Here is an 11,551-nt window from a genome sequence, read left to right on the forward strand (position 1 = left end):
CTATTCACCTACATCACGCGCTGACAGCGCTCATTCTGGAGAACCACCATGGCCTCACCTGAAAAAGTCCTCTACACCGCCCATGCCACTGCCACCGGCGGCCGCGAAGGCCGCGCCGTGTCTTCCGACAAGGCGCTGGACGCCAAGCTGTCCACCCCGCGCGAGCTGGGCGGCGCCGGCGGCGACGGTACCAACCCGGAGCAGTTGTTCGCTGCCGGCTACGCCGCCTGCTTCATCGGCGCGATGAAGGCTGTCGCGGCGCAGGACAAGCTCAAGCTGCCGGGCGAAGTGAGCATCGACAGCAGCGTCGGCATCGGCCAGATTCCGGGCGGCTTCGGCATTGCCGTGGAGCTGCGCATCGCAGTGCCGGGCATGGAACAGGCCGAACTGCAGACGTTGGTCGACAAGGCCCACCAGGTCTGCCCGTACTCCAACGCGACCCGCGGCAACATCGACGTCACCCTGACCCTGGCCTGATCCACGCCAGCACCACGCGTAACACGTGGTGGAGTCATAAACGGCCCGGCGCCTGCGTCGGGCCGTTTTTGTTGCAGCAGCAGCGCTCCCCTCAAGAACACAGGCAGCCGGCGTCGCTGTGTCAGCGCGACCTGGCATGGACGCAAGACACGCCAACGAGGCGATGCACCCGCGTCCGGGTGCGCACGCACGCGCTGGCGATGGGCGTCACCGCGCGGCACACTGTTGCGATGACAGTGCCTGCTTCTGCGATCCCGATCGGACTTTCCTGCGCATGAGCGCAACGCGTCCCACCTTGTTGCTGCTCCCCGGTCTGCTCAACGATGCGCAGCTGTGGCAGGCGCAGCGCGTGGCCCTGGCCGAGCTTGCCGACTGCGTGGTCGGCGACATCACCCAGGGCGAGAGCATGCGCGCGCTGGCGACACAGCTGCTGGCGCAGATGCCTCCGCGGTTTGCACTGGCAGGATTTTCCTTGGGTGGCTACGTCGCGCAGGAAATCCTGCGTATCGCGCCGGAGCGCGTGGAGCGGCTGGCCTTGCTGGATACCTCCGCACGTGCCGATTCGCCCGAGCGTGCGGCGCAACGGCGCGCGCAGGAAGCGAGCGTGCGTGGCGCCAGTGCCTTCCACGGATTCGGCGAACGGCTGCTGCGGCACTACGTGCATCCCTCGCGCTGGCAGGACGAGGCCTTGCTGGAGCGGGTGCGTGGCATGACCCAGCGCCTGGGCGTGGAGGTGTTCCTGCGGCAGAACCGGCTGGAGCGGGAAGACGGCCGCGCGCTGCTGCGCGCCTATGCCGGCCCGCTGCTGGTGCTGTGCGGCCAGGACGATGCGATCACCCCGCCCGCATTGCACGAGGAAATGGCCGCACTTGCAGTGCACGCGCGTCTGGTGCAGGTGCCTGCGTGTGGCCATCTGTCGCCGCTGGAACAGCCGCAGGCGGTGTCGGATGCACTGCGGCAATGGCTGCTCGCCTGATACCGCAATGACCGAGCCGACCCAGCCATGCCTGCCGCCGTGCGATCGCCGTGGGGTGGCATCAAGCAGTGTGCGATGCGTGGTTCTGAACCAGCGGTAGTCGTGGAACAAGCATCAGCATGCCGTCGGCTGATACGTAATGCGTGCATTCCTGCACGCACGGTGTCGTACCTGGTCACGGTAGCCATCCGGCCGAAGCGAATCGTTGGGCCGCCGCAAGGCGCGCAAAGTCCGCTTGCGCTGCACCGCCACCGTCACCGCGTGGCCGTCGTCGGCCAGCGCCTGTTCCCGGCGGCCACGCCCCAGCGTGACATCGACCTGTGGCAGGACGTCGGGGCGCCGTAGCGGCGTCTGGGCCTCGCCACGTAAAACGTGAACCGGGTCGAGCATCGTTGCGCCGACATCCTGCAAACGTTTGGCTCACTTGATTCTCACGGTGTATGGTGTGAATTATGTTGCACAGCAGCATCGGAGCTCAGCAATGCTCGACTCACGCATCGAAAAGGTTGATCTGGCACTCACCGAGATTGCCAAGGACCCATCGGAGAAGGTGGCGCTGTGGCAGTGGGCGTGCCGCGAGATGCTGCACGAGACGCTGATCGGCATGCACCAGCTCTCGCACCTGGCGGGTATTTCCCAGCAGGTTGCCAACGACTGGCGCGCGCCGGTGGATGTGATCGCACCCGAGAAGCCCTATCTGGCCCCCTCCGCGCTGGCCGACCGCCGTCTGCCGCAGGTGCTCGACGGCCTGGGCAATACGCACGACGACAACGACCGCGCCACGCTGTGGCGGCTGCGCTATGCCAGCCTGATCGCCGCCACCCTGCAGGGCATGCAGGCACTGGCCGACAAGCACCGCATTGACCGCCAGGCGATGGCACTGTGACAGTGAGCTGACAGCGCCGCGCGGCGGCACGGGCTGTGTGGTCGTCCAAGGGTTGGCTTCATGTCAGAACGCTTGTCTTCAATGCCGGACGGCGGCCTCTTCCAGATGCCGCCAGGCATGCCGCACGATCCAGCGCGCCTGGTCCCAGGGCACCGACAGCAGTGGTTGATAGTGGTAGTAGCCGTCCTGCAGCACGCGATACAGCTGCGCCTCGGTTGCGCGCGGATAGGCCAGATAGATGTCGTAGCCGAGCGTGAGTAGCCGGGCGTAATCGGCAAAGGCGTAACCACCCAGATGGCCTTCGGCGTGGACATCGCGCCAGTAGGCGATCTCGGTGTCGAGATCGACGCTGCGGCGGGTCAAGACGGATGCGCTGTGCATGGGTAAGACTCCGTTGCAGAGACTACCCCCCTGTGTTCGGCACCGTAGCAGCGCCTGCCGCGTGCAACCAGCACGCGACGACGAGCGGTCATCGCGGTGGTGATGCCACGGGCCGGATAGTGCCGACCCGTGGCAGCCGGGACCTCAATCCCAGTCGGGAGCGATGGCCTTCGGGTTGGCCAGCCGCTGCCCGCGGTCCAGTGCGGCGATCTCGGCCATGTCCTGCTCGCTCAGCCGCAGCGTCTGCGCCTTGAGATTGCTCTCCAGATTGTCGCGCTTGGTCGAAGACGGAATCACCGAATAACCCTGCTGCAGTGCCCAGGCCAGGGTGACCTGCGCAGGGGTGGCGTCGTGGCGTGCGGCGATCGCCTGGATCACCGGGTCCTTCAGCACCTCGCCCACCGCCAGCGTCATGTACGAGGTGACATGGATGCCTTGCTCGCGCAGGAACGCGATCAGGCTGCGGTTCTGCAGGTACGGATGCACTTCGATCTGATTGGTGGCGATGGCCTCGGCGCCCAGGATCTCGATGGCCTGCTTGATCAGCGCGATGGTGAAGTTGGAGACGCCGATCGCGCGGGTCAGGCCTTGCTGCCGGGCCTCGTTCAAGGCTTCCAGATAGTCGCGCATCGGCACCTGATCCTTGGGCGAAGGCCAGTGGATCAGGGTCAGGTCGACATGGTCGGTGCCTAGTTTGCGCAGGCTTTCCTGCAGGCTGGGCAACAAGGCGCTACGGTCGAACTTGTCGACCCAGATCTTGGTGGTCAGATACAGCTGATCGCGCGGCAGGCCGGATGCGGCAATGGCCTGGCCGACCTGTTCTTCGTTGTCATAGATCTGCGCGGTATCGACGGCGCGGTAGCCCAACTCCAGTGCATTGCGCACCGAGTCGATGACGACCTGGTCCTTGAGACGGAAGGTGCCGAGGCCGAATGCGGGGACTGTCATTGTGTTCCTTTGGTAATCGGGAATGGGGAATCGTGCATCGCAAAAGCTGATGTCGTGGGGGCGCTGTGAGCCATTAATCCAGTGCGACGACGGCCTTGCCGAAGTTCTCGCCGCGCAGCAGGCTGATCAGGCCCTGCGGGGCGCTGTCCAGGCCGTGCAGGACGTGTTCGCGGTACTGGATCTGGCCGTCACGCAGCCACTGGCCCATCTCGCGCAGGAAGGCGGGCATCAGGCGGATGAAATCGTGCTGGATGAAGCCACGCACGGTCAGCCGCTTGCGCAGCACCTGGCCCATGAACTCCGGCAGGCGATCCGGCCCCGGCAAGGCCTGGCCGCGGCTGTTGTAGGTGGCGATCACGCCGCACACCGGGATACGTGCGAAGTCGTTCAATTGCGGCAATACCGCGTCGAAGACCTTGCCGCCGACGTTCTCGAAATAGATGTCGATCCCGTCCGGGGTGGCCGCGCGCAGCTGCTCGGCAAAGTCGTCGGCGCGATGGTCCAGCGCCACATCCACGCGCAGCACCTCGCGCAGATACCGCACCTTTTCCTCGCCACCGGCAATGGCCACCACGCGCAATCCCTGCAGACGCGCCAGCTGGGCCACGGTGGCGCCGACCGGCCCGCTGGCTGCTGCCACCACCAGGGTTTCGCCGGCCTGCGGCTTGCCGATTTCGTGCAGGCCGGCGTAGGCGGTGAAGCCGGGCATGCCGTACACGCCGAGCGCGGTGCTCAGCGGCAGGGCATCGTCCTTGGGCAGCTTGCGCAACGGCGCGGTGGGCGTGAGCAGGCTATGGCTCTGCCAACCGCCGGGCAGTACCAGCAGGTCGCCTGGCTGATAGCCGGCATGGTGCGACTCGAGCACCTCGCCGACGGTGCCGCCTTCCATCACCGCGTCGATCTCCACCGGGGCGGCGTAGGACGGGCCTTCGTCCATGCGTCCGCGCATGTACGGGTCCAGCGACAGGAAGCGGTTGCGCACTAGAATCTGGTCGTGCCCGGTGGGCGGCAAGGCGACGTCTTCAATGCGGAAGTTGTCGGCGCTCGGCTCGCTGTGCGGGCGAGAGGCCAGCACGATGCGGCGATTGGTGATCGATGTCATGGGGGATTCCTTGCGGAAAGGGCCGCGCGTACGCGACCGGGGGAGCGCAGCCGCAATGGCGGCTGCGCGCGGAAAGACGCGCGTGGTCGACTGCGTGCGTGATGCAAGCCGATGCGTCAGGCTGCGTCGGCCGGCTCGGGGGCGCTTGCGGCATCGAGCTGTGCAATCTGATCGGCGCTCAACGACAGCTGCGCGGCGGCCAGCACATCGTGCAACTGGGTCACGCTGGTAGCGCTGACGATCGGTGCGGTCAGGCCGGGGCGTGCGATCAACCAGGCCAGTGCGATCTGTGCCGGCGTGGCGCGGTGGGTGGCCGCCAGATCGTCCAGCGCCTGCAGAATGCGCAGGCCGCGCGGATTGACGTATTGCTTGACCACCGAGGCACCGCGCGCGCTGCTCTTGCCGGCGTCGTCGGCGCTGCGGTATTTGCCGGTCAGAAAACCGCTGGCCAGCGAGTAGTAGCTGATCACGCCGAGCTCGCGTTCGCGCACCAGCGGCTCCAGCTCGGCTTCATAGCCGGCGCGGTCGTAGAGGTTGTATTCCGGTTGCAGGCTTTCGTAACGCGGCAGCTTGTATTGCTCGGAGATATCCAGGGCATCGCGCAGGCGTGCGGCGCTGTAGTTGGACGCGCCGATCGCGCGCACCTTGCCCTGTTCGATCAAGCGGCCGAACGCGGCCAGCGTGGCTTCCAGCGGAATCGATTCGTCGTCTTCGTGCGCCTGGTACAGATCGATCACATCGGTCTGCAGGCGGGTGAGCGAATCCTCCACCGCGGCGGCGATGTTCTCCGGCGACAGGCCCGGATGCTCGCTCCATTTGGCCACCTTGGTGGCGATCAGCACCTTGTCGCGCTTGCCGCTGCGTGCGAGCCAGCGCCCGATGATGGTTTCCGACTCGCCACCGCGATTGCCCGGCACCCAGCCGGAGTAGGCATCGGCGGTGTCGATCAGGTTGAAGCCGGCATCGACGAAGGCATCGAGCAACGCGAACGAGGTCGCCTCGTCGGCGCTCCAACCAAACACATTGCCACCGAACACGATCGGTTGAACCTGCAGGCCGGAGCGGCCTAGCGCGCGGGAGTGGGTCATCGTGGTTGCTCCTGATTCGAACTGCCGACAGGATAGTCATGCGTGCCGATGTTGCGTGTGACACCTGCGTGGATTCAGCGTTCCGCAGATCGCCCTCATCGACTCACGTCGTCTGAACATGTCGCCCGCCGCGCCTGGTGCGGCGCGTCACGCGGCGCACGGATCCGTGCACATGGCAGGCTTCGGGCCGCATGCTAGGCTCGCGCTACTTTTTCCCGCAAAGGGCGCTGCGATGATCCGCAACAAGCTGGTGTGTGCATGTGTGGTGGGGATGGCAGTGGCGATGAGCGCGCCACTGGCAATGGCAATCAAACCGGCCGATAGCGCCAGCTTGCCGGCGCCCGATGCGGCGCTGCAAAAAGCCATCGACGGCAACTGGCGCGATCGCGTCTACGTGCAGCGCGATGTCTATCGTCATCCCGGCCAGACGCTGGCGTTCTTCGGCATCAAGCCGACCCAGACCGTCATCGAAATCACGCCGGGCGGCGGCTGGTACTCGGAAATCCTGGCGCCGTACCTGCGCGACAAGGGCAAGTATGTTGCCGCAGTGGTCGACCCGGCAGCGGTACCGGAGGGGCGCGGCCGCGATTCGGCACAACGTGGGCGCGACGAGCTGGAGAAGAAGTTCGCCGCAAAGCCGGAGGTGTACGGCAAGCCGTCGTTCGTTTCCTATGTGCCCAAGACGCCGTCGTTCGGCGTGGACAACTCGGCCGATCTGGTGCTGACCTTCCGTAACGTGCACAACTGGCGCATGGCCGGCAATGCCGAGGCGATGTTTGCCGGCTTCTACAAGGTGCTCAAGCCCGGCGGCGTGCTCGGCGTGGTCGAGCACCGTGCCAAGGCCGACGTGCCGGCCGACGACAAGAGCGGCTATGTCGGCCAGGCGCAGTTGATCGCGATGGCCGAGGCGGCCGGATTCAAGCTCGCCGGCAAGAGCGAAGTCAATGCCAACCCGCGCGACACCAAGGACTATGCCGGTGGCGTGTGGACCCTGCCGCCGAGCAACAATCACGACAAGGCCGACGATGCCAAGTACAAGGCGATCGGCGAGAGCGACCGCATGACCTTGAAGTTCGTCAAGCAGTGAGACGCGGCCAGCATGCCGACGCACCGCGCGTCGGCATGCAGGTCTTGGGCGCTGCCCGCTACGGTGCGTCGATGCTGGCCTGACGCGCGGCATGCGATGACTGCGCAATCGGCTGCACGACCGTAAGGACGGCGCGGGCAGCGCAACGATGGCCAGTTGGACCAACGCTGCGCTGGTTTGCATGCGGCAGGCCACTGATGCACAACTGCCCCGCGCAGCGATGCGGCGGCGTCAGCGTGCAACGCGGCTGCGGGCAGCAGCGCACCGCTTGCTGCCGGTAGCGCGACCTCTTCAACCCGGTGCATGACCCACGCGCCACGCGCGTGGCCTGCAACGACCTTGCGCAACAGGATTGGCATGTTGGTGTTGTTGAACAAACCCTATGGCGTGCTGTCGCAATTCAGCGACCGCTCGCAGCCGCCTAAACGCACGCTGGCCGAATTCGGCCTGCCGGCCGACGTCTATGCGGCCGGTCGCCTGGATCACGACAGCGAAGGCCTGTTGCTGCTGACCGACGATGGTGCACTGGCGCATCGCTTGACCGACCCGCGCCACAAGCAACCCAAGACTTACTGGGTGCAGGTGGAAGGCGACCCGAAGCCCGCGCAACTGCAGGCCTTGCGTGATGGCGTACTGCTCAACGACGGCCCGACCCGCCCGGCCGAAGTGCGCAGGCTCGATCCGGCACCGCAGCTGTGGCCGCGCGATCCGCCGGTGCGCGTGCGCAAGACCGTGCCCGATGCCTGGCTGGAGCTGCAGATCACCGAAGGCCGTAATCGTCAGGTGCGGCGCATGACCGCCTCGGTGGGCCTTCCGACCTTGCGTCTGATCCGCGTGGCGATCGGCGACTGGACCCTGGATGCGCTGGCGCCGGGCCAGTGGCGCATCGAACAAACGCGCGGCGCGCGTCCAAGTAGGACGCGACGCGGAGCCTGATGCATCCGGTACAGCGGTCGCTGCACCGCACGCGGCGCTGAGCTCGATGCATCTTGGACGGCGCTGCTTACAGAATCGCTCATGCGGCATGAGCAGCAGGATTGGTAACGCGAACACAGATGCAGCGGTTGCGTGTCTGCGTGGCCGATCCACCCTGCGATGAGGCAATACGGCGCGGGTCAGGCCAAGCGCGGTAATGACAAGCGCGCGGCTATGGGCAAGCAACGCGATCACACGCGATCGTTAATCGCCGCGGACCTGCACATGTAGTGCCGCATTCTTCGACCACGCGAGTGGGTGTCGATGACTTGGCGATTTAACGGTGGCATCAATCGTGGTCCACAAACAAAAACGCCACGGCGCAGGGCCGTGGCGTCATGTTTTGTGCCTGGAACGACGGCTTACTCGATGCCGTCGCTCGGAGTCACCGCACCGCGACGCTGGTAGGCGGCGCGACGTGCGCTGGCATTGCTGGCGTGTTCGCGGTCCAGACGGTGGACGTTGCCGCCAAGCACCTGCTGGTCACGCTGGCGCTTGCGATACACGGCATAACCGATCAGGCCCAGGCCGGCGACGGCAGCAGCCACGGTGACGGCCGGGTTGCGCTTGACCACTTTGCTGACGACCTTGCCGCCGGTGCGCACGGCACCCAGGGCAGCACCGGTCTTCAGCCATTCGCTGGCGCCCGGACCGAAATGACGCAGGCTGCTGCCTGCATGACGGGCCTGATCGCCAGCATTGGAGGCGGCGTGACGCAGATGGTCGCCCGCATTGCCAGCCAGTTCCAGGGCACGCTCCAGGGCGCGTTCGGTGATCACAGTCAGCTTGCTCATTGGAGGCGTTTCCTTTCTGAGTACGTGGGCCGCAGTGTGTGGGCTGCTGCGTATAGACGGTGTTAGCGGTGGCAGGGCTTGTTTGGGTTGCGGTTAAGTAATGATGCGGGGCGATGCTGTGATCGGCGTTTACCTGGATCCGGTATCTACCTGGATGCGGCAGAAGCCTGACCTGGCCGGTGTCGACGCTGACGTCGCTTCTCCCGCCGGAAGTAAGGTGCCCGAAGGGTGGATGAGGGGACGGGCGAAGCCACGTGCAGTTGTAATTACAACGAGGGCTTCGCACCGTACCCGTACCCCAGCCCCTCTCCCGAGGGGAGAGGGGCTTACATCAGGTGCCGCGCGGCTTTGCCCGATGGGTTGCAGTCGCGGTCCATGGATCTTCCGGCCACGGATGTCTGGGATACCGCCCCTTCATCTCCTTCCTGACATCCGGGTACGTGGTGACCCAGAAGCTCTTCAAATCTTGGGTCACCTGCAACGGGCGTCCGCCGGGCGAGAGCAGATGCAGGGTCAGCGGGATGCGGCCGTCGGCGATGCGCGGGGTTTCGGCCAGGCCGAACAGTTCCTGCAGCTTGACCGCCAGCACCGGCGGCAACGGTTGCCCGGCGTGGTCGAGGGCGTAGACGATCTGCCGCTCCATGCCCGAGGGCACGCTGATGCGGGTGGGCGCGTGCCGGTCGATCAGCTGGCGGCGGTCCCACGGCAGGGCGGCCTTGAGCGCTTCGCCCAGATTGGCCTCGTCCAGCGCATCCAGGCGGGTCTTGCCGGCGAAGGCCGGGCGCAGCCAGGTGTCCAGCGTCTCCAGCAACGCGGCGTCAGACAGGTCGGGCAGCGCAAGCTCGGGCATCCAGGCACGCAACGACTGCAGGCGGGCCCGCCATTGGCGCAGGCCGTCGGTCCACGGCAAGGCATCCAGGCCCAGCTGCCGCACCGCCTCGGTCAGCGCACCGGCGGCCTGCGCCGGATCGACGCGGCCGGCCGGGCGGCTGTCGAGCACGATGCGGTCGAAGCTGGATTGCCGACGCGCGACCAGGGCGCGCTTGTCCGCGTCCCACTGCACCAGATCCTGCTGCACGAAACGCTCGGGCACGCTGCGGCGCAGATAGCCTTCGTCCACCGGCGCGGCACGCAACAGCAGCGCGTCCTTGGCTTCGTAGCGCAGCTCGCTGGCAACCAGCCAGGGCTCGCCGCGCAGGTCGCTGTGGTCGAACAGGCGCGCGCTGCGGCCGTTGGCCAGCAGGTAGCGCAACGGGTCGTTGGGATGGCGTGTGGCAATGCGGTCGGGGAAGGCGTGCGAGAGCAGGTCGCCGAGCGCGTGCGCTTCCACGCTGGCGGGCGGAGCGCTGTCGCAGCGCAGCCGGCGGCGCCATTGTTTGGCGGCGCTGTCGATCGCGGCCAGGCCGCCGCGGTTGGCATCGTGCGCGCTGCGGCCTTGGCGGAATGCGGCCAGTGCGCGCCAGCGCGCAGCCAGTCCATCGCCGCCCTGACGCAGCGGGTCGCGCGCTTCCAGCAAGGCGGCCAGGTCGCAGGCCAGCGCCACGTGTGTCGCGTCGCCAGCCTGCGCCAGCATCGCGGCCAGACGCGGATGGGTGCCCAGCGCGAGCATGCGCCGGCCCAGTGCGGTGATGCCGCCGCTGCCGGTGAGCGCGCCCAGCCGCTGCAGCAATTCGTGCGCGGCGGCCAACGCACCGGCCGGCGGGGCATCCACGAAGCGCAGCGCGGCGCTGCCCCAGGCGGCCAGTTCCAGTGCCAGGCCGGCCAGCTCCACCTGGGTGATCTCCGCGCGCCGCTGCGGTTCCAGCCGCTGCGATTGCGGCCACAGCCGGTACGCCCAGCCGCTGGCCACACGCCCGGCGCGGCCGGCGCGCTGGTCGGCCGAGGCCTGCGCGATGGCGGTGATGTCCAGGCGCGAGAAGCCGCTGTTGGGATCGTAATGCGGCTCGCGCGCCAGCCCGCTGTCAATGACCACGCGCACGCCGGGCAGGGTGACCGATGACTCGGCGACGTTGGTCGCCAGCACCACGCGGCGGCGGCCGGATGGGTCGGGTTGCAGCACCTGGCTTTGCGCCTCGACCGCCAGCTCGCCGTGCAGCGGCAGCACCTGCACCGCCGGGTCGAGCACGTCCTGCAGCGCGCTGTGCACGCGTGCGATCTCGCGCTGGCCGGGCAGGAACACCAGCACATCGCCCGGGTGGGTGGACAAGGCGTGTTCCACCGCGCGCCGGGTCTGCGGCTCCAGCGCTTCGTCGCGGCGCGCGGGAAAGTGCGCGATCTCCACCGGGAAGCTGCGCCCGGCGCTGCTCAGGCGCGGCGCATCGAGAAAGCCGGCCAGGCGCTCGCCATCCAGCGTGGCCGACATCGCCACGATGCGCAGGTCCTCGCGTACCTGCGCCTGCACGTCCAGCGCCAGCGCCAGGCCAAGGTCGCCGGCCAGATGGCGCTCGTGGAACTCGTCGAACAGCAGCGCGCCGACGCTCTCCAGCATCGGGTCGTCCTGGATCAGCCGGGTCAGGATGCCTTCGGTGACGACCTCGATGCGGGTACGCGCGGAGGTCTTGTTCTCGAAGCGGATGCGGTAGCCCACCGTCTCGCCGACCGGCTCGCCCAACTGGCGCGCCATGAACACGGCGGCGCTGCGGGCGGCCACGCGCCGCGGTTCGAGCATCACGATCTTGCGGCCGGCCAGCCACGGTGCGTCCAGCAAGGCCAGCGGTACCTGGGTGGTCTTGCCGGCGCCGGGCGGGGCTTCCAGCACCAGCCGCGGATGGGCGGCCAGGCTGTCGCACAGCTGCGGCAGCAGGGGGGAGATCGGAAAGGCAGGCTCGGTCATGCGC

Annotated in this window: 12 protein-coding genes; 5 read left to right on the forward strand and 7 right to left on the reverse strand. The window is 67.3% G+C overall.

The annotated features are described in order from the left end of the window. Positions 1–48 precede the first annotated feature (48 nt). Positions 49–477 carry an organic hydroperoxide resistance protein gene (locus tag AC1KVE_RS15445; protein ID WP_226427033.1) on the forward strand — a complete coding sequence of 143 codons (429 nt, stop codon included), beginning with the start codon at positions 49–51 and terminating at the stop codon, positions 475–477. A 274-nt stretch (positions 478–751) separates the two neighbouring features. Continuing rightward, positions 752–1,453: an alpha/beta fold hydrolase gene (locus AC1KVE_RS15450; RefSeq protein WP_184432496.1), complete on the forward strand. Its 702-nt coding sequence runs from the start codon at positions 752–754 to the stop codon at positions 1,451–1,453. A gap of 114 nt (positions 1,454–1,567) precedes the next feature. Here AC1KVE_RS15450 and AC1KVE_RS15455 read toward each other — a convergent pair whose 3' ends face one another. Next, positions 1,568–1,843 carry a hypothetical protein gene (locus tag AC1KVE_RS15455; protein WP_184432494.1) on the reverse strand — a complete coding sequence of 92 codons (276 nt, stop codon included), beginning with the start codon at positions 1,841–1,843 and terminating at the stop codon, positions 1,568–1,570. A gap of 91 nt (positions 1,844–1,934) precedes the next feature. Here AC1KVE_RS15455 and AC1KVE_RS15460 point away from each other — a divergent pair, with 91 nt between their 5' ends. Further along, positions 1,935–2,339, forward strand: coding sequence for a hypothetical protein (locus tag AC1KVE_RS15460; RefSeq protein WP_039528967.1), 405 nt, complete (start codon positions 1,935–1,937; stop codon positions 2,337–2,339). A 78-nt stretch (positions 2,340–2,417) separates the two neighbouring features. Here AC1KVE_RS15460 and AC1KVE_RS15465 read toward each other — a convergent pair whose 3' ends face one another. The 4 genes from AC1KVE_RS15465 to AC1KVE_RS15480 form a co-directional block, all read right to left on the reverse strand. Continuing rightward, complete coding sequence (locus AC1KVE_RS15465; RefSeq protein WP_039517581.1) at positions 2,418–2,720, reverse strand: hypothetical protein; 303 nt, start codon at positions 2,718–2,720, stop codon at positions 2,418–2,420. Between the two features lie 144 nt (positions 2,721–2,864). Continuing rightward, entirely contained in the window at positions 2,865–3,668 is an 804-nt protein-coding gene (gene dkgB, locus AC1KVE_RS15470) for a 2,5-didehydrogluconate reductase DkgB (protein WP_024938996.1), read from the reverse strand. A 73-nt stretch (positions 3,669–3,741) separates the two neighbouring features. Next, positions 3,742–4,770: an NADP-dependent oxidoreductase gene (locus AC1KVE_RS15475; RefSeq protein WP_481092561.1), complete on the reverse strand. Its 1,029-nt coding sequence runs from the start codon at positions 4,768–4,770 to the stop codon at positions 3,742–3,744. Between the two features lie 116 nt (positions 4,771–4,886). After that, positions 4,887–5,858, reverse strand: coding sequence for an aldo/keto reductase (locus AC1KVE_RS15480; RefSeq protein ID WP_024938994.1), 972 nt, complete (start codon positions 5,856–5,858; stop codon positions 4,887–4,889). 232 nt (positions 5,859–6,090) lie between these two features. On the opposite strand from AC1KVE_RS15480, the gene AC1KVE_RS15485 reads away from it, so the two are divergent. Next, positions 6,091–6,945: a class I SAM-dependent methyltransferase gene (locus AC1KVE_RS15485; protein ID WP_024938993.1), complete on the forward strand. Its 855-nt coding sequence runs from the start codon at positions 6,091–6,093 to the stop codon at positions 6,943–6,945. A 357-nt stretch (positions 6,946–7,302) separates the two neighbouring features. Next, the gene (locus AC1KVE_RS15490; protein ID WP_184614723.1) at positions 7,303–7,881 is read left to right on the forward strand and encodes a pseudouridine synthase; all 579 of its coding nucleotides are present in this window, start codon (positions 7,303–7,305) and stop codon (positions 7,879–7,881) included. A 401-nt stretch (positions 7,882–8,282) separates the two neighbouring features. Here the strand turns inward: AC1KVE_RS15490 and AC1KVE_RS15495 are convergent, their stop codons facing one another. Both AC1KVE_RS15495 and hrpB read right to left on the reverse strand, forming a co-directional pair. Further along, a complete protein-coding gene (locus tag AC1KVE_RS15495) occupies positions 8,283–8,714 on the reverse strand; it encodes a hypothetical protein (RefSeq protein WP_016903604.1) in 432 nt (143 codons plus the stop codon). A 331-nt stretch (positions 8,715–9,045) separates the two neighbouring features. Then, a complete protein-coding gene (gene hrpB, locus AC1KVE_RS15500; RefSeq protein WP_481092560.1) occupies positions 9,046–11,547 on the reverse strand; it encodes an ATP-dependent helicase HrpB in 2,502 nt (833 codons plus the stop codon). Positions 11,548–11,551: the final 4 nt, after the last annotated feature.

Source organism: Xanthomonas sp. NCPPB 2864 (assembly GCF_056675615.1).